Below are 22,256 nucleotides of genomic sequence, written 5' to 3' on the forward strand. Positions count from 1 at the left end.
CAGGAGACGACGTGGGGACCGTAACGATCGGTGTCTCGATCGCGGTCCCGGAGCCTCACGGCAGCGAGCTCCAGCAGCTGCGCGCGGGCTTCGGCGACGCCTCGGCGCACGGCATCCCCACGCACGTCACCCTGCTGCCGCCGACGGAGGTCGACGAGGCCGCCCTGCCGGCCGTCGAGGCGCATCTGGCCGAGGTCGCCGCGGCCGGCCGCGCGTTCCCCATGCGGCTGTCCGGCACCGGCACCTTCCGGCCCGTGTCGCCGGTGGTGTTCGTCCGGGTCGCCGCGGGCGCGGAGGCCTGCTCCCGGCTCCAGCAGCAGGTCCGCGACCCCGCCGGTCCGGCCGCACGGGAACTGCAGTTCCCGTACCACCCGCACGTCACCGTGGCGCACGGCATCGACGAGGCGGCCATGGACCGCGCCTTCGAGGAACTCGCCGGCTACGAGGCCGAGTGGCCCTGCACCGGCTTCGCCCTCTACGAGCAGGGCGCCGACGGTGTCTGGCGCAAGCTCCGCGAGTTCCCCTTCGGCGGTTCGGTGGTCCCCCCGCAGGCCGGGCGGGTGGAGCGCGGCTCGGTCCCCACCCGCTGATCCGCCCGGAGGGTCAGACCGGCAGCCGCCGGAACACCCCGCGCGGCAGGTGCCGCAGCGCCGCCATCACCACGCGCAGCGTCCCCGGCACCCACACCGTCTCCGAGCGGCGCCGCAGCCCCACCTCCACGGCCGTCGCGACGGCCTCGGGCGTGGTCGCCAGCGGCGCCTCGGGCAGCCCGGCGGTCATCCGCGTCCGGACGAAGCCGGGGCGTACGACCATGACGTGCACGCCCGTGCCGTGCAGCGCGTCGCCCAGGCCCTGCGCGAAGGCGTCGAGGCCGGCCTTGCTGGAGCCGTAGATGAAGTTCGCGCGGCGGGCCCGCTCGCCCGCGACGGACGACATCACCACCAGCGAGCCGTGCCCCTGGGACTGGAGCGAGCGGGCGCACACCAGGCCCGCCGAGACCGCGCCGGTGTAGTTGGTCTGCGCGACCCGCACCGCCGCCTCCGGCTCCCGCTCGTCGCGGGCCTGGTCGCCGAGCAGCCCGAAGGCGAGCAGCACCATGTCGATGTCGTCCTCGGCGAAGACCTTGCCGAGGACGGCCTCGTGGGAGGCCGGGTCGAGCGCGTCGAAGGCGACGGTGTGCACGTCGGCCCCGAGCCCGCGCAGCTGCCCGGCGGCCTCCTCCAGGGCGGGGGAGGGGCGGCCCGCCAGCCAGACCGTGCGGGTGCGGCGGGCGATCAGCCGGCGGGCGGTGGCCAGCGCGATCTCGGACGTACCGCCGAGGACGAGCAGGGACTGGGGGAGGCCGAAGGCGTCCTTCATGACAGCTCCTAGAGGTTGCTCAGAGACTGAGGCGGCGGGCCAGGTCGGACACGAACACCCCGCGCGGATCCATCCGGCCGCGCAGCTCGCGGAAGTCGTCGAGGCGCGGGTACATGGCCGCGAGCAGCTCCGGGCGCAGCCGGGCGTCCTTGGCGAGGTAGACCCGCCCGCCCGCGGCCGCGACCTCCTCGTCGAGTTCGTCGAGGAACGCGCCGAGGCCGGGCAGGCCCGCCGGGATGTCCAGCGCCAGCGTCCAGCCCGGCACCGGGAAGGACAGCCAGCCCGGGTCGGACTCCCCGAAGCGCTTGAGGACGGCCAGGAAGGACGGGCAGCGGCGTTCGGAGATGCGGCGCACGATGCGGCGCAGGGCGTCCTCCCGGCCGTAGCCGACGACGAACTGGTACTGCACGAAGCCGCCGCGGCCGTAGACGCGGTTCCAGTGGGGCACGCCGTCCAGCGGGTGGAAGAACGCGGAGATCCGCTGGAGTTGACCGGTCCGCGCGCGAGGGGCCTTGCGGTACCAGAGCTCGTTGAACAGGCCCACGGTCGTCCGGGTGAGCAGGCCCTCGGGGAGGATCGCGGGGGTGGCCGGGAGGCGGGGGGTGCGGAAGGCGAGCGGGTCCCGGCGCAGGCGGGCGGGGAGGGCGTCCAGCGGCGCGTGGTCGCCGCGGGTGAGGACCGCGCGGCCGGTGGCGGCGCCCCGGGCCAGCAGGTCGATCCAGGCGACCGAGTAGCGGTAGCGGTGGTCGGTGGCCGCCAGCCGGGCCATCAGGTCGTCGAGGTCCGTCGCCCGCTCGGTGTCGACCGACATCAGCGAGGTCTCGACCGGCTGGAGCCGGATCGTCGCGGTGAGGATCACACCGGTCAGGCCCATGCCGCCGGCCGTCGCGTCGAAGAGCGGCGTACCGGGGATCACCGTGCGGATCTCGCCGTCGGCGGTGAGCAGTTCGAGGGCGAGCACGTGCCGCGCGAAGGAGCCGGAGACGTGGTGGTTCTTGCCGTGGATGTCGGCGCCGATCGCCCCGCCGACGGTGACGTAGCGCGTGCCGGGGGTGACCGGCACGAACCAGCCGAGCGGCAGCAGCACCTCCATCAGCCGGTGCAGGGAGACGCCCGCGTCGCACAGCACGGTGCCGCCGTCGGCGTCGATCGCGTGCACCCGGTCCAGGGCCGTCATGTCGAGCACGGACCCGCCCGCGTTCTGCGCCGCGTCCCCGTAGGCCCGTCCCAGGCCCCGGGGGATCCCGCCGCGGGCCCCGCAGTCCCGGACGGCCGCTGCGGCCTCCTCGTACGTCCGAGGGCGGATCAGCCGGGCGGCGGTGGGGGCGGTGCGGCCCCAGCCCGTGACGGTGGTGTGGTCCAGGCCCATGACGTCCGGGTCGGAATCGGTGTCGGCAGACATGTCCGTGACCGTATCGCCCTAGTGTGAGCTATTAGTTCGAGAACATGGCATGCCTCCCCGAAATGGGTGATTAATGGGATGTCGCTCAATATTGCCGGAGTTCGGGCCTGATGGGCGTGAACAGTGAGTCCACATGGACCAACTCGACGACCTGCACGACATGGACCACCGGATCGTTTCGGCGCTCAGGGCGTGCGGCACCGACCCGCGCGTGGCCGGCGCCGCGCGTGCCCTGTCCTGGGCGGGGGAGCACGCGGCGCTGTGGCTCGCGGCGGGGCTCGCCGGAGCCGCCGTCGACGGCAGGCGACGCGGCGCCTGGCTGCGCGGCACGGCACTCACCGCCGGGGCGCACCTCGCCAGCATGGGGGTGAAACGGGTCGTGCGCAGGCCGCGCCCCGCACACGTCGAGCCCCTGGTGCGCACCGCCGGGCGGCACTCCTTCCCCAGCTCGCACGCCACCTCCGCCGCGGCCGCCGCAGTGGCCTTCGGCGCCCTGGGCGCCCACGCGGTGCCGCCGCTCGCCGCCGCCGTGTGCGTCTCGCGCCTCGTGGTCGGCGTCCATTACCCCTCCGACGTCGCCGCCGGCGCGGCCCTGGGCGCCCTCACGGCCCGGCTCGGCGCCCGCTGGATGCGGGGAGGCGCCCACCATGACTGAGACGGCCGTCCTGCGGCAGCGCACCCACGAGGAGCGGCCCGCGCCGTCCCGCAAGGGCGGTCTCCTGGCCGGTCTCCTCAGGACCGCGCGCCCCAGGCAGTGGGTCAAGAACGTTCTCGTGGTGGCCGCCCCGGCCGCCGCCGGCCAGCTCTTCTCCCGACACGCCCTGCTCCAAGTCGCCTTCGTCTTCGTCCTCTTCACCGCCTGCGCCGCCGCCGTCTACCTCGTCAACGACGCCCGCGACGCCGACGCCGACCGCGCCCACCCCACGAAGCGGCACCGCCCGGTCGCCGCCGGGCAGGTCCCCGTACCCGTCGCCTACGCCGTCGGCGGCTGCCTCGGCATCCTCGCTCCCGCCGCGGCGGCCTGGCTGTGCGGCCCCGCCGTCGCCGCCCTGCTGACCGCCTACCTCGCCATGCAACTGGCCTACTGCGTCAGCCTCAAGCACGTCCTGGTCGTCGATCTCGCCGTCGTCACCACCGGGTTCCTGATGCGGGCCATGGTCGGCGGACTCGCCCTCGGCATCCCGCTGTCGCGCTGGTTCCTGATCACCACCGGCTTCGGGGCACTGTTCATGGTGTCGGCCAAGCGCTACTCGGAAGCCGTCCAGATGGCCGGAAAAGCGGGCGCCACCCGCGCGTTGCTCACCGAGTACACCACCGGCTACCTCCGCTTCGTCTGGCAGCTCGCGGCCGGCGTCGCCGTCCTCGGCTACTGCCTGTGGGCCATGGAGGAGGGCGGCGTCCCGCACACCAGCGTGCTGCCCTGGCGCCAACTGTCCATGGTGGCCTTCATCCTGGCGATCCTCAGATACGCCGTCTTCGCCGACCGGGGCACGGCCGGCGAACCCGAGGACGTCGTCCTGCGCGACCGCGCCCTCGCACTCATCGGCGTGGCCTGGATGGCGATGTACGGCCTGGCAGTGGCGAATTGGTGACCACGCGCGCGTGGCGAGGCCCCGTGCTCCCGTGCCGCCGGGAACTGCTCGGCTTCGCCACCGTCGGTCTCCTCGCCTACGCCGTGGACCTCGCCCTCTTCACCGGCCTGCGCGGACCCGCCGGCCTCGACCCGCTCACCGCCAAGTCCCTGTCCTTCCTGGCCGCCTGCACGGTCGCCTACGCGGGCAACGCCCTCGGCACCTACCGGACCACGCGACACCGGGGCGTGCGCCCGTACGCCGTGTTCTTCGCGGTGAACCTCGCCGGCGCCGCCGTCCAACTGCTCTGCCTGGCCGTCAGCCACTACGGCCTCGGCCTCACCTCGCAGCGCGCGGACACCGTCTCCGGCGCGGTCATCGGTATGGCACTGGCCACAGTCCTGCGGTTCTGGGGTACCCGTACATGGGTGTTCCGGGCGGAGGGCAGAGTCGGATCATGGACTGGCTGAAAAGACTCCCGGTGATCGGGCCGTGGGCGGAGCGGCTGATGGTCACCCACGCGTGGCGCTCGTACGAGCGGCTGGACGGCGTGAAGTGGACGCGGCTGGCCGCCGCGATGACCTTCAGGAGTTTCGTCGCGCTGTTCCCGCTGCTGACGGTGTCCGCCACCATCGCCGCCGCCACGCTCAGCACGGGGCAGGAGGAGAAGCTCCAAGACAAGCTCGCCGAGCAGGTCCCGGGCATCTCCGACCAGCTGGACATCGCCGGCCTCGTGGACAACGCCGGCACGATCGGCCTCATCGCGGGCGCGCTGCTGTTCTTCACGGGCGTCAGCTGGGCCGGCTCGATGCGCGAGTGCCTGCGGGCGGTGTGGGACCTCGACGACGACGAGGAGAACCCCGCCGTGCGCTACGGCAAGGACGCGGGGGTCCTGCTCGGTCTCGGCGGCGCGCTCCTGGTCACCATCGCCGCCTCCGCCGTCGCCTCCGCGATGATCGGCCGGCTCACCCGGGAGCTCGGCATCGACGAGGGCGGCTGGGGCGGGGTCCTGCTGCACATCGTCGCGTTCCTGATCGCCGTCCTCGCGAACTTCCTGCTCCTGCTCTACGTCCTGACCCTGCTGCCCGGCGTCGAGCCGACGCGCCACCGCCTGTTCGTGGCGGCGCTGACCGGCGCGATCGGCTTCGAACTGCTGAAGCTGCTGCTCAGCGGCTATCTGCAGGGCGTGGCCGCGAAGAGCATGTACGGCGCGTTCGGGGTGCCCGTCGCGCTGCTGCTGTGGATCAACTTCACCTCGAAGCTGGTGCTGTTCTGCGCCGCCTGGACGGCGACGCAGAGCAAGGAGGACGAAGTCCCGGGCGTCACTGGCGAGTCCGGCGGCGCACCAGATCCGGCAGCGGCCAGCGGCGGTTGACCAGGAACGCGCCGCCCGCGAGCAGCACCAGCACCCCGCCCGTGATGCCGAGCGCGGTCCCGATGCCGCTGGAGCCGTTCGCGGCCGGGGCGCTGGCCACCGGCTTCGCGCCGGTCCCGGCCGTGCCGCTGCCGCCGTCCCCGGAGCCGCCCGCCTCACCGGAGGGGTTCGCGCCGGGCTTGGCCTGCTCGGCGCCCCTGGGCGGCACCAGCTCGCCCACCGGCTGCACCTTCCCGGCCGCCTTGAAGCCCCAGTCGAACAGCCGGGCCGTCTCCTTGTAGACCTCGTTGTGCTCGTCCTTCTCCGGTTTCATCACCGTGACGAGCAGCACCTTGCCGTTCCGCTCGGCAACGCCGGTGAAGGTGGCGCCGGCGTTGGTGGTGTTGCCGTTCTTGACGCCCGCGATGCCCTGGTAGACGGGCACGTCCGAGTCGCCGGCCAGCAGCCGGTTGGTGTTCTGGATCTCGAAGGACTCGCGGACCTTCTTGCCCTTCTTGCCCTTCTTCGTCTGCCCCGGGAACTTGGCGCTGACCGTCGCGCTGTACTCCCGGAAGTCCTTCTTCTGCAGCCCCGAGCGGGCGATCAGCGTCAGGTCGTACGCGGAGGAGACCTGCCCCTCGGCGTCGTAGCCGTCCGGGCTGACGACGTGCGTGTCGAGGGCCTGGAGCTCCTCGGCGTGCTCGTTCATCTCCTTGACGGTGTTCTCGACGCCCTTGTTCATCGCGGACAGCACGTGCACGGCGTCGTTGCCGGAGCGCAGGAAGACGCCCAGCCACAGGTCGTGGACCGTGTACGTCTCCTCCTCCTTTATCCCGACCATGCTGGAGCCCGAGCCGATGCCCGCCAGATCGGAGGGCACGACCTTGTGCTTGGTGTCCCTCGGGAACTTCGGCAGCAGCGTGTCCGCGAACAGCATCTTCAGCGTGCTCGCCGGGGCGAGGCGCCAGTGCGCGTTGTGCGCGGCCAGCACGTCACCGGACTCGGCGTCCGCGACGATCCAGGAGCGGGCGCTCAGGTCCTTCGGCAGCACCGGCACGCCGCCCGCCAGGTTCACCTGCGTCCCCGGCTGCCCGAGCCGGGCGCCGCCCACGGTCGACATCGACGCCGGGGGAGTGGCCGACGGGCTCGCCGAGGGACTGCCCGAAGGGCTCGGGGCGGCGACGGCGGCGGGTGCGGCCAGGGCGAGGGACGACAGGGCGGCGGAGGTGACCAGCAGGGATCGCCTGATGGTCTTCTTCGGAGCGGGCACGGTCGGAAACGTACATGCCGTACGGCGGGAAGTCCCGCCCCCGGCCCCACCCCGGGAACGGAACCGGACAGGCTCTGGCGATACTGGTCTCATGCTGTGCTCATCCGGGGGACGTTCCCCGGACCCCCGGCCGGCCCCGGGAGCTCGGCGCTGTGATGAAAGGTCTGATTTTGTGAAGCTCAGCCGCCCCGTCTCCTGGTTCCTGCTCGCCTTCGGGGTGTGGAGCTGGGTCATCTGGATCACTTTCGTCAAGAACCTTGTCAAGGACAGCAGCGGGCTCGCTTTCGACGACGGTCGTCCCACGGCTTACTTCTGGGTGCACCTGCTGCTCGCCGTCGTCTCCTTCGTATTGGGGACGGCCATCGGGGCCATCGGGTTGCGTGGTCTGCGCGCACTGCGCCGGACGTCATAGCGGCGATCGGGAGACACGACACCGTGGTCATCGTTTTCGTACTCGTCGCCGTGCTGGTCCTGGCCGTCATCGTGACGGCCAACTGGTACGTGTGGCGCCGTCTGTTCCGCGACACGACCCGCGGCCCCGGCCGCACGCGCCGCGCGGGCGCGGTCCTGATCGCCGGCGGCTGGATCCTGGCGATCACCGCCCTGGTCGCCGAGCGCTCGGGCGCCCCGTTCTGGCTCCAGCAGGTCCTCGCCTGGCCGGGCTTCCTGTGGCTGGCCCTGTCGATATACCTGCTGCTGGCGGTGCTGGCCGGTGAGATCGTCCGGCCGCTCCTGCGCCGCTTCCTCGAACACCGCGCGCGACGAACGAACCAGGGCCCGCAGCCGACTCCGACCCCCGACCGGGCAGGCCCCACCGACGCGACGGCGGCGGGCCGACCTCCCGCCGCGACCGTCCCCCCGACCAGCCCGCAGCGGAACGCCGGCGACGCCCCCATGCCGACGACCGCGCCGCAGCCGGGCGGTGCCGGTGGAGCGACCGCCTCCCACCCCGACCACGGCGGCAGCGCGGCCCCTGCGCCCGCGACCGCCTTGCAGCCGGGCGGTGCCGGTGGAGCGACCGCCTCCGCGGCGACACCGGTGACTGCCTCGCAGTCCGAGCGCGGCGGTAGCGCGGCCGCCACCGCGACCTCGACGGCCGAGGGTCCGCAGTCAGGCGCAGGCGTGACCCACGCGCCCGCGCCCGCGACGGCACCCGCGGCCGCCTCCCAGCCCGACTCCGGCGGTAGCGCGGCCCCTCCTCACCCGCAGAGCGGCCTCGAATCCGACGCCCCCGAGGGCTCCCCGGAGCCCTCCGTCACCCCCACCGGACCCTCCCGCCGTCTCTTCGTCTCCCGGGTCGTCGCCGGGGCCGCCGCGGCCGCCGCCGTCGGGACCGTGGGGTACGGGACGTACGGCGTGCTGCGCGGGCCGAAGGTGAAGCGGGTCACCGTGCCCCTGGCCAAACTGCCGCGCGCCGCGCACGGGTACCGGATCGCCGTGGTCAGTGACGTGCACCTCGGCCCGGTCCTGGGACGCGGCTTCGCGCAGAAGGTCGTCGACACGATCAACGCGACCCAGCCCGACCTGATCGCGGTCGTCGGCGACCTGGTCGACGGCAGTGTGAAGGACCTGGGCCCCGCGGCCGCCCCGCTCGCCCAGCTGAGGGCCCGTCACGGGTCCTACTTCGTCACCGGCAACCACGAGTACTTCTCCGGCGCCGAGCAGTGGGTCGAGGAGGTCCGCCGCCTGGGCCTGCACCCGCTGGAGAACGCCCGCAGGGAGATGCCGTACTTCGACCTGGCCGGAGTCAACGACGTCGCGGGCGCGGACGAGGGCCAGGGCCCCGACTTCGCGAAGGCGCTCGGCGACCGGGACACCGCACGCGCGTGTGTGCTGCTCGCCCACCAGCCCGTCCAGATCCACGACGCCGTCGAGCACGGCGTCGACCTCCAGCTCTCCGGCCACACCCACGGCGGCCAGCTCTGGCCCGGCAACCTCATCGCCTCCGGCGCCAACCCCACCCTCGCGGGCCTGGAGCGCTACGGCGACACCCAGCTCTACGTCTCGCGCGGCGCCGGCGCCTGGGGCCCGCCCACCCGCGTGGGCGCACCGTCGGACATCACCCTGGTCGAGCTCGCGTCGAAGCAGGCCTGAGCCCGCCCTGTGAGAACGCTGTGAAACCGGACCGAACAGCCCATCGGTAAGGTCTTTCCCAACTCGTCAGATCTCCCTTCCCCCCGGTCAAAATCCTGTGATTGGGTGAGCCCGCCACGAAGGGGTGTGGCATACGCACAAGGGCCCCAAGGGGGTCTGGGGAGGGCAAAGCCGATGCGATCGGTTCGCATACGGATACTCGCGGCGCTGCTGGTCCTGGCCGCCGCGGGCGTGGGCGCCTGGCAGTTCCTGCCGTCGAAGGGCGACGGGAAGACCATCACGGTCGGCACGACGGACGGCGTCACCTCGCTCGACCCGGCCGGTGCGTACGACGCGGGCTCCTGGGCGCTGTTCAGCAACGTCTTCCAGTCGCTGCTGACCTTCGCGCCGGGCGGCACCGCCCCCGTACCGGACGCGGCGAAGACCTGCGCGTTCGTCCGCGGCGACCTCACCACGTACCGCTGCGAGCTGCGCGACGGCCTCACCTTCCCGAGCGGCCGGACGATGAACGCCGAGGACGTGAAGTACTCCTTCGACCGGATCCTGAAGATCAAGGCCCCGGTCGGCCCGGCGTCCCTGCTCGGCACACTCGGTTCCGTGGCCGCCGACGGCATGACCGTCACCTTCCACCTGACCTCGCCGGACGCGACGTTCCCCTTCAAGGTGGCCACCGGCGCCGGCTCGATCGTCGACCGCACCGCGTACCCGGCCGGCAAGCTGCGCACCGACGACGGCGTCGACGGCACGGGCCCGTACACCCTCACCTCGTACACGAAGGACCGGGACGCGGTCCTCGCGCCCAGCCGGCACTACCGGGGCGCCGTCAGCGGCACCGGCAGGCCCGTCGAGCTGCGCTACTACGCGACCCCCGAGGCCCTGGACACCGCCTGGAAGGACAAGCAGGTCGAGGTCGCGACCGACCAGCTGCCGCCCGGCGTCCTCGCCGGACTCAACCCGAGCGACCCCGCCCAGCGCGTCTACGAGGCGGACGGCTCCGAGACCCGGAACCTGTACTTCAACACCCGCTCCGGCAAGCCGCTGCACGACCCGAAGGTCCGGCAGGCCATGGCCTGGCTGATCGACCGCGAGGAACTGGCCGCCACCGTCTACGACGGCACCGTCGACCCGCTGTACTCCCTGATCCCGGCGGGCCTCACCGGGCACACCGCCTCGTTCTTCGACGACTACCCGAAGCCGGACCCGAAGAAGGCCCGGCGGCTGCTCACCCAGGCCGGTGTGAGCCTGCCGGTGCACTTCACCTACGGCTATGCCGAGGGCCGCGGCGCCGGTGAGCAGGAGGCGGCCCAGATCAAGAAGGAGCTGGAGGCGAGCGGCCTGTTCAAGGTCACCCTCAAGGGCTACGAGTGGACCGCCTTCCAGAAGCGGTGGGCGGGCGGCAGGCTCGACGCGTACGCCGTCGGCTGGGTCGCCGACTTCCCCGACCCCGACACCTTCGGCGCCGCGCTCGTCGGCTCCGGCAGCGCCATGAACACCGGCTACAGCAGCAAGGACGTCGACCGGCTCATCAAGGACAGCCGGCGCTTCGCCGACCGTACGGAGGCCGACCAGGACTTCCGCTCGGTGCAGCAGACCGTCGCCCGGGACGTCCCGGTGCTGCCGCTGTGGCAGGCCAAGGAGTACGTCGTCACCTCCGAGGACGTCGGGGGCGGCCAGTACCTGTCGGACGGCACGGGCGTGTTCCGCCTGTGGAGGCTCACCGCGCTCTGACGGTCCGGCGCGGCCGGGCCTCAGGAGTCGGTGCGCCGCCGGGCCGCCGGATCGGGGATGGCGTTCGTCATCCCCGGCAGGAACTCCGTGAACAGTTCGTGCACCTCGCGCACGAGCGGCCGCAGCACCCGGAAGCGGGCCAGGGCGACGCCCCGCGCGGTGAGCCGGGCGCCGCGCTCGGCCAGCCGGTAGCTGCGCTCGCGCCCCTCGGTACGGTCGAAGATCCAGTACAGGACGAGCCCCATCTGGGACAGCCACATCAACTCGGGCAGGATCTCCCGCAGTTCCTCGGGCACCTTGGTCTTCGTGGCCCCGGCGAGCACCTCCCGGTGGACGCTGATGGCCTCCTCGCGCGCGTGCTCCGACTCGGGGGAGAAGGGGCTGAGCGGGCTGTCCGGGTCGGCGGCGTTCTTGAAGAACTGCACCGCGAACTCGTGGTACGGCGCGGCGATGTCGAGCCAGGCCCGCAGCACCCCCGCGAGGCGGGCCTCCAGGTCGCTCTCCCGGTCCAGGATCTCGCGGACCGCCACCTGGTGCTCGGCGGCGATCCGGTCGTAGAAGCCCTGGATCAGGTGCTCCTTGCCCGCGAAGTAGTAGTACGCGTTGCCGACGGAGACCCCGGCCTCCGTGGCGATGGCCCGCATCGTCGTCTTGTCGTAGCCGCGCTCCTGGAACAGCCGCATGGCCGTCTCCAGGATCAGGGCGCGGGTCTGCTCGGACTTGGTGGGGGTGGCGCCGTCGTCGGGGCCGTCGTTCTTCGCGGGCACGGAAAGAGAGCCTAACGTCAGCACCGGTGCGGCTACCGGTGCGGTTACCTGGGGGCGCAGGTGCCGTCGGCGCAGCCCGGCGGGGAGTAGCTCCAGCCGCTGTCGGGGTCGTACGACCATCCGTCCGCCCGCCGGTACCCCCGGCCGCCCCACTGCGCGCCGCCGCGCTGCCCCCGGTGCGCCTGCGCCCCGCGCCACTTGGCGGCGGCGAGCACCGCGCCCTTGGCCAGCCGGGCACCGGCCGGAGTACTCAGCCGGTGGGCGAGCGGCCGGTGCTCGCGCAGCGCCCACAGGGTGACCACCCAGGCGGCAGGGCCCCGGTAGACCTGCCCGGCGTCGCCGATGACGGTGATCTCGTCGAGGGTGGCGCCGTGGTCGAGGCCGGGGAAGCGCCGCCGGGCCTCCTCGGAGGCGGCCGGGACCAGCTCCAGCGGCACCAGTTGGGGCTGCCGCCGGAGCCAGTCGCGCAGGAACGCGCACAGGGAGCACTCGGCGTCGTACAGGACGGTGAGCCGGCGGACCGGTGCGATCGCGTTCACGCGGGCCTCCGCTCAGGCCTGCGCCGACGGGGCGGCCCAGCCCTGCGGCGGCACCGGCGGCACCTGCTCGCGCTCCATGGCTCCCCGGCGCCGTATCCGGTTGAGCACGTAGACGTTGCTCAGGTGCATCACGCCGAGCACCAGCAGCACCACGCCGAGCTTGGTCGACAGGGCCTCGAAGATGCCGCGCGCGTCGGCGATGGTCTCGTCGTCGCTCAGGTACAGCGCGACGAACCCGAGGTTGACGAGGTAGAAGCCGACCACCAGGAGGTGGTTGACGGCGTCGGCGAGCTTCTCGTTGCCGTGCAGCACGTCGGCGAGGAAGATCCTCCCGTTCTTGCTGAGCGTGCGGGCCACCCAGATGGTCAGACCGATGCTGACCAGCAGGTAGATGACGTAGGCGATGACCGTGCGGTCCATTGCCCCACCCTTCTTGAACACGTTCAAAACGCTGTCGGGGATGACTCTAGACCTACTTTTGAACATGTTCAACACAAGGTCCGGAGTGATTGTCAGTGGTGCCTCGTACTGTCGTCGGCATGGGAATCGTGACGTTCGTCGACGAGACGACGGCGGGGGAGCGGCGGACGGCCTGGGGGCTGGAGATCGCCGAAGAGCGGCTGACCGTACGGGAACTGATTCGGCGCCGGGTCTTCCAGGAGGTAGCGGAGTACAACGCCCGCACACCGGAGCTCTTCCAGGGCCTCGTACAGCCCGAGGACACCGAGCGCGTGTTGAACGGCTACGCGGTGCCCACTCCCCGCCGGATCGACCCCGAGGCGCAGACGGCCCTGGCCGAGCGGGCCTTCGCCGGGAACGGCTTCCTGGTGCTGGTGGGGGACCGTCAGGTCACCGACCCGGACGAGGAGATCGAGCTGCCGCTCGGCACCGAGGTCACGTTCCTGAAGCTCGTCCCCCTGGTCGGTGGCTGATGAGCTCCTTCCGCACCCCCCGGTCGCACACGGACCGGCTGCGCAACAGGATCGCCGACGGCGACGTCGGCCGGGTCGCCGACGAGGCGCTGCGCGTCATGGACTCCAGCCGCGGCGCCTGGGGCGGCGGCTGGGAGCAGGTGCTGGACCAGCTCCGCGCCCTGTCGGCGGAGTACCGTCGCCAGTTGCTGCACGCCCTGGCCGACCGCTTCCACCAGGCCGGTGACGACACGGAGGCCCGCTGCCGCCATCTCGCCCTGTGCACCCTGATCGCCGAGGGCCTCGACGGCTCGGAGAGCCTCGCCGACGATCCGCTGGCCGCCGAGCGCCGCAAGGCCCTGGACGATCTCGCCCGCCGCCAGTCCTTCTGGTACGCGGCCCGTTTCGAGATCCTGGGCCGGGCCGAGCTGGCAGCGGGCCGTCCCCTCCCGGCTCCCGTCGTGGCGGTGGTCCGCCGCGCGGCCCTGGACGCCTACCGCGCGGACGACCTCGTCGGGCTGGCCCGGCAGCTCACCGAGCCCGTCCTCAACGTGGGCGAGGCGTGGGCCGAACAGGCCCTGAGCGACGCCACCACCCCGGACTGGCAGGCCCTCCTCACCCACGCGTCGACGGCGACGGCCTCCAAGCCCACCGCCAAGTGGGACAAGCAGGCCCGCACCCTGCTGGACACTCTCGGCGCCGACTGCGTCCGCGACACGGTCCTGTCCTGGCTCGCCCTCGTCGGCCGCCCCCGCACGCTCCCCCTGGAACGCCAGGCGTGGGAGCCGGACATCAACAACGCCTACGACCCGTACAACGCCACGGCCCTGCGCGGCCTGGCCTGGCTCCTCTCCCTGCTGCCGCCCCACCCCGGCACCGCCCGGGCCCTGGGCGCCCTGGTCGAGACCTCACTGAGGAAGGTCGCGGGCATCGGCCCCCGCAACCCGAAGGTCGCCAACGCCGGTGTCGTCGCGCTGGCCCGGATCGACTCCGAGACGGCCCTCGCCGAACTCGCCCGGCTGGCCACGCGCGTGACGTACAAGAACACGGCCAAGCTCCTCGACGCGGCCCTGCAGACCCGTGCCACCTCGCTCGGCCTCAGCCGCGAGGAGATCGAGGAACTGGCGGTGCCGGCCTACGGCCTGACGGATATCGGTCACGCCGAACACCGCCTGGGCGAGGCGACCGCACTCCTCGACGTCCGCGGCCCGCGAGCCGTGCTGAGCTGGCGCAACGCCGCCGGCAAGCCCGTCAAGTCCGTGCCGGCCGCGGTGAAGCGCGACCACCCGGACGAACTGAAGGACCTGAAGACCGCGGTCAAGGACATCGACAAGATGCTCTCGGCGCAGAGCGAGCGCCTGGACCGCCAGTTCCTGGCCCGCCGCACCTGGCCGTACGCCGTCTGGCGCGAGCGCTACCTCGACCACCCGCTCGTCGGCACGCTCGCCCGCCGCCTGCTGTGGACGATCGACGGCAGGACGGCCGGCTGGGCGGACGGGGACCTGCGCACACTCGCCGACGAACCGCTCACGGAGGGCACCCGGGTCGAGCTGTGGCACCCGGTCGGCCGCGAAACCGCCGAGATCGTCGCCTGGCGCGACTGGCTGGAGCGGCACGGCATCACTCAGCCGTTCAAACAGGCCCACCGCGAGATCTACCTGCTCACGGACGCCGAGCGGGCCACCGGCAGTTACTCCAACCGCTTCGCGGCGCACATCCTGCGCCAGCACCAGTTCCACTCCCTGGCCGCGATCCGCGGCTGGCGCAACAAGCTGCGCCTGTGCGTCGACGACTCGGCCCCGCCCGCCACCCGCGAGCTGCCCCAGTGGGGCCTGCGCGCCGAGTACTGGATCGAGGGCGACGGCGAGGAGTACGGCATCGACACCACCGACTCCGGCAGCTATCTGCGCCTGCGCACCGACCAGGTCCGCTTCTACCCGATCGACGCCCCGGAGAACTCCGCCCCCTGCTACGGCGGCGAGTACACCATGTGGCTCCGCGACGGCCGAGACCCCGTCGCTCCGATCCCCTTGGAGGACATCCCGCCTCTGGTCCTCTCCGAAGTCCTGCGCGACGTCGACCTGTTCGTCGGCGTGGCCAGCGTCGGCAACGACCCGACCTGGCAGGACGGCGGCCCCGGCGGCCGCTTCCGGGAGTACTGGACGACGTACGGCTTCGGCGAGCTGAACGCGAGCGCCGAGACCCGCCGCACGCTGCTCGACCGCCTGATACCCCGCCTGGCCATCGCCGACCGCTGCACGCTGGAGGGCCGCTTCCTCCACGTCCGCGGCGACCGCCACACGTACAAGATCCACCTGGGCTCGGGCAACATCCTCATGACCCCGAACGACCAGTACCTCTGCATCGTCCCGAAGTCCGACCCGACGGCTTCGGGGACGGGCTACCTCCCCTTCGAGGGCGACCGCACGCTGGCGGTCATCCTGAGCAAGGCGATGCTGCTGGCGGCGGACACGAAGATCACGGACCCGTCGATTCTGAGCCAGTTGTGAGCCTCAGTCGTTCGACCCCGGCCGACCCGCCTCCAGGATCGCGGCGACGTCGAGGGTGACTTCGGCGCCGATGGTCGCGGGGAGCATGACGATTTCGCCGGGGGCATGCGGACGGTGCTTCTCGTAGGTGTCCCCGGCGGGTTCGGTGAGGACGTGCAGGCGCTGGTGCTTGCGGTCGACGATGACGTACACGGGGACCTTCGCCTCCGCGTACGCGGTGACCTTGGTACGCAGGTCCGTCCGGTAGTTGCTGGAAGTGACCTCCAGGACCAGACGGAAGCAGACGGGGTCGTAGCAGTTGTTCTCGATGAGGTGGTCCCGGTAGTCGGCGTCCACGAGGGACAGGTCCGGGATCGCATAGTCCTCCGTGCCGGTCGGCAGCCAGAGGCCGATGCCCTGAACCAGCTTCGAATCCGGCCCGTGGAGGCCCGCTTCCACGAAGGGCAGCATGAGGTCGGTCAGGGCCACCGCGTGCGCGCCGTCGGGGGGTGGGGACACGAGGATCTGGCCTCCGATGATCTCGACTCGGTAGCCAGGGTTGCGCTCCATGAGCCGGTTGGCCTCCGCGATCAGCGGACGCCTTCCGTAAGGCCGCTCGACGGCTGCAGCGGACATCAGCATGCCTCCTGTGGCTGGTGTCGAGAGCATCATCGTAGGCCGGACGACGTCGGTGCGGCCCGTTCTGCTGCCTTCACCCGAAGGCGTGGCATATGCCAGAGGGCCCCGTCTCCAGCGGAGACAGGGCCCTCATGAGCAAGCGGTCGACCTCAGAAGCGGCGCGTGATCAGCGCACGCTTCACCTCTGCGATCGCCTTCGTGACCTCGATACCGCGCGGGCAGGCGTCCGTGCAGTTGAAGGTCGTGCGGCAGCGCCAGACGCCGTCGCGGTCGTTGAGGATCTCCAGGCGCTGCTCGCCGGCCTCGTCACGCGAGTCGAAGATGAAGCGGTGCGCGTTGACGATGGCGGCCGGGCCGAAGTACTGGCCGTCGTTCCAGAAGACCGGGCACGACGTGGTGCAGGCCGCGCAGAGGATGCACTTCGTCGTGTCGTCGAAGCGCTCGCGGTCCTCGGCCGTCTGGAACCGCTCACGCGTCGGCTCGTTCGTGTCCTTCGTGATGAGGAAGGGCATGACGTCGCGGTACGCCTGGAAGAACGGCTCCATGTCGACCACGAGGTCCTTCAGGACCGTGAGGCCCTTGATGGCCTCGACCGTGATCGGCTTCTCGGGGTTGATGTCCTTGATCAGCGTCTTGCAGGCCAGACGGTTCTTGCCGTTGATCCGCATCGCGTCCGAGCCGCAGATGCCGTGGGCGCAGGAACGGCGGAAGGTGAGAGTGCCGTCCAGGTCCCACTTGATCTTGTGGAGGGCGTCGAGGACACGCTCCTTGGGGTCGATCTCCACCTGGAAGTCTTCCCACACCGCCTCCGCCGCGACCTCCGGGTTGAAGCGGCGGATGCGGAAGGTGACCGTGATGTAGGGGGAGTCGGCGAAACCGGGCTCGGGCTTGCCGGCCGCGTCTTCCTTGTCCAGAACAGGGGTAGCCATCAGTACTTACGCTCCATCGGCTGGTAGCGGGTCTGGACGACCGGCTTGTAGTCGAGACGGACGGTTTCGGAGCCGTCGGCGCCGACCTCGCGGTACGCCATGGTGTGCCGCATGAAGTTGACGTCGTCGCGGTTCGGGTAGTCCTCGCGGTAGTGACCGCCGCGGGACTCCTTGCGGGCGAGCGCGGAGACCGCCATGACCTCGGCGAGGTCGAGCAGGTTGCCCAGCTCGATGGCCTCCAGCAGGTCCGTGTTGAACCGCTTGCCCTTGTCCTGGATCGCCACGTTCTTGTAGCGCTCGCGCAGCTCCGCGATCTTCTCGACCGCCGTCTTGATCGTCTGCTCGGTGCGGAACACCATGACGTTGGCGTCCATGGTCTCCTGCAGCTCGCGCCGCAGCTCCGCCACCCGCTCGGTGCCGGTGGCGTCGCGCAGTCGCTCCACCTGCTCGACCACGAGCTCCGCCGGGTTCTCCGGCAGCTCGACGAACTCGGCCTTCTGCGCGTACTCCGCGGCGGCGATGCCCGCGCGCTTGCCGAAGACGTTGATGTCCAGCAGCGAGTTCGTGCCGAGGCGGTTGGCGCCGTGCACGGACACGCAGGCGACCTCGCCGGCCGCGTACAGGCCCGGGACGACCGTGGTGTTGTCCGCCAGGACCTCACCCTCGACGTTCGTCGGGATGCCGCCCATGGCGTAGTGCGCGGTGGGCTGGATCGGGATCGGGTCCGTGTAGGGCTCGATGCCGAGGTAGGTGCGCGCGAACTCCGTGATGTCCGGAAGCTTCGCGTCCAGCTGCTCCGGCGGGAGGTGCGTGAGGTCGAGGTAGACGTGGTCGCCCTCGGGACCGCAGCCGCGGCCCTCACGGATCTCCGTGTAGATGGAGCGCGAGACGACGTCACGGGACGCGAGGTCCTTCATGACCGGCGCGTACTTCTCCATGAAGCGCTCGCCGTCCTTGTTGCGGAGGATGCCGCCCTCACCGCGGGCGCCCTCCGTCAGCAGGATGCCCATGCGCCAGATGCCGGTCGGGTGGAACTGGAAGAACTCCATGTCCTCCAGCGGCAGGCCGCGGCGGTAGACCGCCGCCTGGCCGTCACCGGTCAGCGTGTGCGCGTTCGACGTCACCTTGAAGAACTTGCCGCAGCCACCGGACGCGTAGACCACGGACTTCGCCTGGAAGACGTGGATCTCACCGGTCGCCAGCTCGTACGCCACGACGCCGGCCGACTTCTTGACGCCGTCGACCTCGGTGATCAGCTGGTCCAGGACGTAGAACTCGTTGTAGAACTCCACGCCCTCCTTGACGCAGTTCTGGTACAGCGTCTGGAGGATCATGTGGCCGGTGCGGTCGGCCGCGTAGCAGGAGCGGCGGACCGGGGCCTCGCCGTGGTTGCGCGAGTGACCGCCGAAGCGGCGCTGGTCGATCGTGCCGTTCGGGGTGCGGTTGAACGGCAGGCCCATCTTCTCCAGGTCGAGGACCGAGTCGATGGCCTCCTTCGCCAGGATCTCGGCGGCGTCCTGGTCGACCAGGTAGTCACCGCCCTTGACCGTGTCGAAGGTGTGCCACTCCCAGTTGTCCTCCTCCACGTTGGCGAGCGCGGCGGCCATGCCGCCCTGCGCGGCGCCCGTGTGGGAGCGGGTGGGGTAGAGCTTGGTCAGCACGGCGGTGCGGCTGCGCTTCGTGGACTCGATGGCCGCGCGCATGCCCGCGCCACCGGCGCCGACGATGACGGTGTCGTACTTGTGGATCTTCATGATTCTCGCAACCCCGTGCCTAGCGGATGTTCGGGTCGAAGGTGAAGATCACCAGCGTGCCCAGCAGGATGGTGAACACCGTGGCGGTGTAGAGCAGGCCCTTGAGCCACAGCCGGGTGTTCGCGCGCTCCGCGTAGTCGTTGATGACCGTGCGCAGGCCGTTGGCGCCGTGCAGCATGGCGAGCCACAGCATCAGCAGGTCCCAGACCTGCCAGAACGGGGACGCCCAGCGGCCCGCCACGAAGGCGAAACCGATCTTGGAGACGCCGCCGTCCAGCACGAGCTGGATCAGCAGGTGGCCGAGGACCAGCACGACCAGCACCACGCCGGACAGGCGCATGAACAGCCAGGCCGCCAGCTCGAAGTTGCCCCGGGTGGTCTTCGGGGTCTTCTTGGTGCGCTGGCGCGGGGCTTCGATGAAGGGCGCCGGGTTGTCGACGGTGTAGACGGCGCCACCCTCGACGGGGCCGACGCCGGCGGCGGTCTTCTCAGACGTGGACATTGGCGTCAGCTCCCGAAGAGTTCACGAGCGGCGTGGCCGAGGACGGGGTAGATCGCCCCGAGCATCAGCACGACCCACAGGGCGACGACGGTCCAGAGCATCTGCTTCTGGTAGCGGGCGCCCTTGATCCAGAAGTCGACGGCGATGACACGCAGGCCGTTGAGCGCGTGGAAGAGGATGGCGGCGACGAGGCCGTACTCCAGCAGCGCGACGATCGGCGTCTTGTACGTGGCCACGACGGTGTCGTAGGCCTCAGGGGACACGCGGACGAGGGCGGTGTCCAGCACGTGGACGAACAGGAAGAAGAAGATGAGGACGCCGGTGACTCGATGAGCCACCCAGGACCACATTCCTTCCCGGCCGCGGTACAGCGTTCCAGCCGGCACGGAAGTTTCCTCCGGGAGCGGGGATTGGGGCCGCGCCGGCTTGGTGTGTCGGTCGGGCCCGGCCGGGTACGGTCCACCGGCCCCCAGCATCGTAGCGATGTGCTGCCGCCGGGCTGCGCCGGGGTCTGGCTGTGTGATCAAACTGGCATGCGTACGGGCTAGCGGAAACGGCTTCTGGGGTGGGGTGTCCTGTTATCTGCCGGGTGCGGGTGCGCTGTGGTTGTTCGCGCAGTTCCCCGCGTCCCTGAGGGCACTGACCAGCCGCCCGCTCGCCAGGCGCCGGAGTTCGTCGGCCACGACCACCCGCTCTTCTTCCGGATCGTTCGTCAATCGTGACCGGATGGCTTCGAGGAGGCGGTCCAGGGTCTCGGACGGGGAGACACCGTCCAGGCAGATGACGAACACGTGCCCGAAACGGGCCTCATAGGCGGCGTGGGCCGCGCTGAGGGCGGTGTGGGCCGCGGAGTAGGTGTCCGGCGGGAGCGTGGGCAGGGACTCGGCCGCCAGTGCTTCCGTGAGGTCGGGCCAGGTCAGGTCGTAGGCCGCCTCGTCCGCGGCGGCCAGCAGCGAGTCCAGGTCCGGGTAGGGGCGGTGGTCCGCGACGCGCCGGGCCCAGCGGAGGCTGCGCAGGCAGGAGAGGAGGGCCTGCTCCAGCTCCTGTGCGGAGGCTGCGTTGAAGTGCTCCACCGGTATGGCGAGCCGGCCGGGGAGATCTGGGAGACGGTGCGCAGGCAGCGTGGGTCCTCGTGGGCGTCACGTGTGTCGGCAGGGCGAGTTGTGAGAGATGTGACGTCACGCTATCGAGTACGACCATGACGTGTCCGAGAGATACCTGAATTTCACCCGGGAGAGAGAGTTTCGGCACGCGTGGTGGACGCGCGCCGGACGGTCTCGGGTTTTAGGTTGGCCGTGTGAGTCAGCACAGGCGCCGGACTTCGGCGAAGCAGGAGAAACAGCGGCAGGTGCTGGTCGTGGCCATGGCTGTAGCCCTGGTCGTGGTCGGGGCCGGGGTGAGTCTTGGGCTCTGGGCAGCCTCGGACGGTGACGGCGGGTCCACGGGCTCGCAGGCCAGAGCCTCACAGGGGGCCACCGCGGCCGCGCCCCCGGACGCGACCCCCAGCCCGACCCGCTCCTACCCCTTGTCCGAGGCGCCCCGCACCATCCCCGCCGTGCGCGACCACGAGCCGGCGCGCGGCCCGGGCTGGCGCCCCGAGAGGGGCAACCGGGTGGTCGTGGACGACCCGGCGCTGGCCGACGAGGGGAGGCTCGTCGCCGGCGAGCTGGGCATGGCGTACGCGGGCGAGAAGGGCGACAAGCGGGCCGGGGACCTGCGGCTGGCGCTGAACAGCGACGAGGGCGCGAACCCGGAGTCGTACGTGATGACCGTGCGCGACGGGCGGGCGGAGATCAACGGGCCGTCCGACGCGGGTGTCTTCTACGGCACCCGCACCCTGAAGCAGGAGACCCACGACGGCGGTACGGCGCCCGAGGGGGTCGTGAAGGACGAGCCGGCCAAGCCGCAGCGCGGGTTCATGCTGGACATCGCGCGCAAGCCCTTCACGGCCGGCTGGATCGAGGACCGGATCCGGGAGCTGGGCGATCTGAAGTTCAACCAGCTGGGGCTGCACTTCTCCGACGACCAGGGATTCCGGATCGAGTCGTCCTCGCATCCCGAGATCGTGTCCCAGGAGCATCTGACCAAGGCGCAGGTGCGGAAGATCATCGACCTCGCGCGCAGCCGGCACATCACGATCGTGCCCGAGATCGACTCGCCCGGGCACCTCGGCGCGGTCCTCGACGCCCACCCCGACCTGCAGCTGCGCAGCGCGCAGGGGTCGGCGGTGCAGGGCGCCATCGACATCTCCAAGGCCGAGAGCGCCGAGATCGTCGACGACCTGCTCAACGAGTACGCGGACCTCTTCCCCGGCGGGCCGTGGCACCTCGGCGGCGACGAGTACCAGGCGCTGACCCGGTCGAATCCGGAGGCGTCGTTCCCGCAGCTGGCCACCGCCGCCCGCGAGAAGTACGGCTCCGGCGCGACGGTCGCCGACCTCGCGACCGGCTGGCTGAACGACCGTGCCGACACCGTCCGCAAGCATCAGCGCGTCCCCCGCGCCTGGAACGACGGCTTCTTCCGCGGCACCTCCGTGCAGGCCGCCAAGGACATCCAGGTCGCCTACTGGACCGGCAAGGAGATCGGCGCCCGGGCGCCCCTGGAGTACCTCCAGGCGGGCCGCAAGGTGATCAACTACAACGACGAGTTCCTGTACTACGTGCTCGGCGAGCCGCAGACCTTCGTCTACCCGACGGGGCAGCGGATCTACGAGCAGTGGACGCCGCGGGTGCTGCGCGGCACCGCGGCCGTGCCGGCGCGCTACGACGGCCAGATCCTCGGCGGGTCCTTCGCCGTGTGGTGCGACCTCGCGAACTCCCAGACGCAGGACCAGGTGGCGGCCGGGATCCGGATGCCGCTGCGGGCGACCGTCCAGAAGCTGTGGGACCCGGACCGGCCCGAGCTGTCCTGGGCGGAGTTCCGGGCACTGGCGGACAGGCTCGGCTGAC

At 71.3% G+C, this 22,256-nt stretch carries 23 protein-coding genes; 11 read left to right on the forward strand and 12 right to left on the reverse strand.

The genetic code is table 11. The features are described 5' to 3' along the window. The first annotated feature begins 11 nt into the window (after positions 1–11). Positions 12–590 carry a 2'-5' RNA ligase family protein gene (locus AB0G20_RS33000; protein ID WP_361308773.1) on the forward strand — a complete coding sequence of 193 codons (579 nt, stop codon included), beginning with the start codon at positions 12–14 and terminating at the stop codon, positions 588–590. A 13-nt stretch (positions 591–603) separates the two neighbouring features. Here the strand turns inward: AB0G20_RS33000 and AB0G20_RS33005 are convergent, their stop codons facing one another. After that, the gene (locus AB0G20_RS33005; protein ID WP_361308775.1) at positions 604–1,359 is read right to left on the reverse strand and encodes a decaprenylphospho-beta-D-erythro-pentofuranosid-2-ulose 2-reductase; all 756 of its coding nucleotides are present in this window, start codon (positions 1,357–1,359) and stop codon (positions 604–606) included. Between the two features lie 19 nt (positions 1,360–1,378). Further along, positions 1,379–2,761: an FAD-binding oxidoreductase gene (locus AB0G20_RS33010; protein ID WP_361308777.1), complete on the reverse strand. Its 1,383-nt coding sequence runs from the start codon at positions 2,759–2,761 to the stop codon at positions 1,379–1,381. 133 nt (positions 2,762–2,894) lie between these two features. Between AB0G20_RS33010 and AB0G20_RS33015 the strand changes: the two genes are divergently transcribed. Genes AB0G20_RS33015 through AB0G20_RS33030 form a run of 4 tightly spaced genes read left to right on the forward strand, consistent with a single transcriptional unit; the run spans position 2,895 to position 5,707 of the window. Next, on the forward strand, positions 2,895–3,416 hold the full coding sequence (locus tag AB0G20_RS33015; RefSeq protein WP_361308779.1) for a phosphatase PAP2 family protein: 522 nt from the start codon (positions 2,895–2,897) through the stop codon (positions 3,414–3,416). Then, on the forward strand, positions 3,409–4,353 hold the full coding sequence (locus AB0G20_RS33020) for a decaprenyl-phosphate phosphoribosyltransferase (RefSeq protein ID WP_361308781.1): 945 nt from the start codon (positions 3,409–3,411) through the stop codon (positions 4,351–4,353). Before AB0G20_RS33015 ends, AB0G20_RS33020 begins: the two co-directional genes overlap by 8 nt. A 23-nt stretch (positions 4,354–4,376) precedes the next feature. Further along, a complete protein-coding gene (locus AB0G20_RS33025) occupies positions 4,377–4,802 on the forward strand; it encodes a GtrA family protein (protein WP_361308910.1) in 426 nt (141 codons plus the stop codon). After that, on the forward strand, positions 4,790–5,707 hold the full coding sequence (locus AB0G20_RS33030) for a YihY/virulence factor BrkB family protein (RefSeq protein WP_361308783.1): 918 nt from the start codon (positions 4,790–4,792) through the stop codon (positions 5,705–5,707). Before AB0G20_RS33025 ends, AB0G20_RS33030 begins: the two co-directional genes overlap by 13 nt. Here AB0G20_RS33030 and AB0G20_RS33035 read toward each other — a convergent pair. Next, the gene (locus AB0G20_RS33035) at positions 5,655–6,956 is read right to left on the reverse strand and encodes a D-alanyl-D-alanine carboxypeptidase (RefSeq protein ID WP_361308785.1); all 1,302 of its coding nucleotides are present in this window, start codon (positions 6,954–6,956) and stop codon (positions 5,655–5,657) included. The two genes, AB0G20_RS33030 and AB0G20_RS33035, sit on opposite strands and share 53 nt — an antisense overlap. Before the next feature lie 172 nt (positions 6,957–7,128). Between AB0G20_RS33035 and AB0G20_RS33040 the strand changes: the two genes are divergently transcribed. The 3 genes from AB0G20_RS33040 (at position 7,129) to AB0G20_RS33050 (ending at position 10,778) form a co-directional block, all read left to right on the forward strand. Then, entirely contained in the window at positions 7,129–7,368 is a 240-nt protein-coding gene (locus AB0G20_RS33040) for a hypothetical protein (RefSeq protein ID WP_355720415.1), read from the forward strand. Between the two features lie 23 nt (positions 7,369–7,391). Next, positions 7,392–9,050 (forward strand): metallophosphoesterase, encoded by a 1,659-nt coding sequence (locus AB0G20_RS33045; RefSeq protein WP_361308787.1) that lies wholly within the window; start codon positions 7,392–7,394, stop codon positions 9,048–9,050. Between the two features lie 174 nt (positions 9,051–9,224). Further along, on the forward strand, positions 9,225–10,778 hold the full coding sequence (locus tag AB0G20_RS33050; RefSeq protein WP_361308789.1) for an ABC transporter substrate-binding protein: 1,554 nt from the start codon (positions 9,225–9,227) through the stop codon (positions 10,776–10,778). Positions 10,779–10,798: 20 nt separating this feature from the next. Here the strand turns inward: AB0G20_RS33050 and AB0G20_RS33055 are convergent, their stop codons facing one another. The 3 genes from AB0G20_RS33055 to AB0G20_RS33065 are packed head-to-tail and all read right to left on the reverse strand — an operon-like array spanning position 10,799 to position 12,504. Further along, a complete protein-coding gene (locus tag AB0G20_RS33055; RefSeq protein ID WP_361308792.1) occupies positions 10,799–11,545 on the reverse strand; it encodes a TetR family transcriptional regulator in 747 nt (248 codons plus the stop codon). A 44-nt stretch (positions 11,546–11,589) separates the two neighbouring features. Then, on the reverse strand, positions 11,590–12,084 hold the full coding sequence (locus tag AB0G20_RS33060) for a DCC1-like thiol-disulfide oxidoreductase family protein (protein ID WP_361308794.1): 495 nt from the start codon (positions 12,082–12,084) through the stop codon (positions 11,590–11,592). Between the two features lie 12 nt (positions 12,085–12,096). Then, positions 12,097–12,504: a hypothetical protein gene (locus tag AB0G20_RS33065; RefSeq protein WP_361308796.1), complete on the reverse strand. Its 408-nt coding sequence runs from the start codon at positions 12,502–12,504 to the stop codon at positions 12,097–12,099. Between the two features lie 119 nt (positions 12,505–12,623). Here AB0G20_RS33065 and AB0G20_RS33070 point away from each other — a divergent pair, with 119 nt between their 5' ends. Then, on the forward strand, positions 12,624–13,016 hold the full coding sequence (locus AB0G20_RS33070; RefSeq protein ID WP_361308798.1) for a hypothetical protein: 393 nt from the start codon (positions 12,624–12,626) through the stop codon (positions 13,014–13,016). After that, positions 13,016–15,505 carry a DUF4132 domain-containing protein gene (locus AB0G20_RS33075; protein WP_361308800.1) on the forward strand — a complete coding sequence of 830 codons (2,490 nt, stop codon included), beginning with the start codon at positions 13,016–13,018 and terminating at the stop codon, positions 15,503–15,505. Before AB0G20_RS33070 ends, AB0G20_RS33075 begins: the two co-directional genes overlap by 1 nt. Positions 15,506–15,508: 3 nt before the next feature. On the opposite strand, the gene AB0G20_RS33080 is transcribed toward AB0G20_RS33075, so the two are convergent. The 6 genes from AB0G20_RS33080 to AB0G20_RS33105 form a co-directional block, all read right to left on the reverse strand. Continuing rightward, positions 15,509–16,120 (reverse strand): Uma2 family endonuclease, encoded by a 612-nt coding sequence (locus AB0G20_RS33080; protein ID WP_361308802.1) that lies wholly within the window; start codon positions 16,118–16,120, stop codon positions 15,509–15,511. A gap of 152 nt (positions 16,121–16,272) precedes the next feature. Continuing rightward, positions 16,273–17,052 carry a succinate dehydrogenase iron-sulfur subunit gene (locus tag AB0G20_RS33085; RefSeq protein ID WP_031107859.1) on the reverse strand — a complete coding sequence of 260 codons (780 nt, stop codon included), beginning with the start codon at positions 17,050–17,052 and terminating at the stop codon, positions 16,273–16,275. Next, positions 17,052–18,806: a succinate dehydrogenase flavoprotein subunit gene (gene sdhA / locus AB0G20_RS33090; RefSeq protein WP_361308805.1), complete on the reverse strand. Its 1,755-nt coding sequence runs from the start codon at positions 18,804–18,806 to the stop codon at positions 17,052–17,054. The genes AB0G20_RS33085 and sdhA overlap by 1 nt, the downstream gene beginning before the upstream one ends. Positions 18,807–18,825: 19 nt before the next feature. After that, entirely contained in the window at positions 18,826–19,308 is a 483-nt protein-coding gene (locus tag AB0G20_RS33095; RefSeq protein ID WP_107455798.1) for a succinate dehydrogenase hydrophobic membrane anchor subunit, read from the reverse strand. A 5-nt stretch (positions 19,309–19,313) separates the two neighbouring features. Further along, the gene (gene sdhC, locus AB0G20_RS33100) at positions 19,314–19,694 is read right to left on the reverse strand and encodes a succinate dehydrogenase, cytochrome b556 subunit (RefSeq protein ID WP_031107855.1); all 381 of its coding nucleotides are present in this window, start codon (positions 19,692–19,694) and stop codon (positions 19,314–19,316) included. Between the two features lie 192 nt (positions 19,695–19,886). Beyond that, positions 19,887–20,381: a 2-oxo-4-hydroxy-4-carboxy-5-ureidoimidazoline decarboxylase gene (locus tag AB0G20_RS33105; protein ID WP_361308807.1), complete on the reverse strand. Its 495-nt coding sequence runs from the start codon at positions 20,379–20,381 to the stop codon at positions 19,887–19,889. A 290-nt stretch (positions 20,382–20,671) separates the two neighbouring features. Between AB0G20_RS33105 and AB0G20_RS33110 the strand changes: the two genes are divergently transcribed. Beyond that, a complete protein-coding gene (locus AB0G20_RS33110; RefSeq protein ID WP_361308911.1) occupies positions 20,672–22,255 on the forward strand; it encodes a glycoside hydrolase family 20 protein in 1,584 nt (527 codons plus the stop codon). Position 22,256: the final 1 nt, after the last annotated feature.

The sequence above is a fragment of the Streptomyces sp. NPDC024017 genome (assembly GCF_040638895.1).
Lineage (GTDB): Bacteria > Actinomycetota > Actinomycetes > Streptomycetales > Streptomycetaceae > Streptomyces.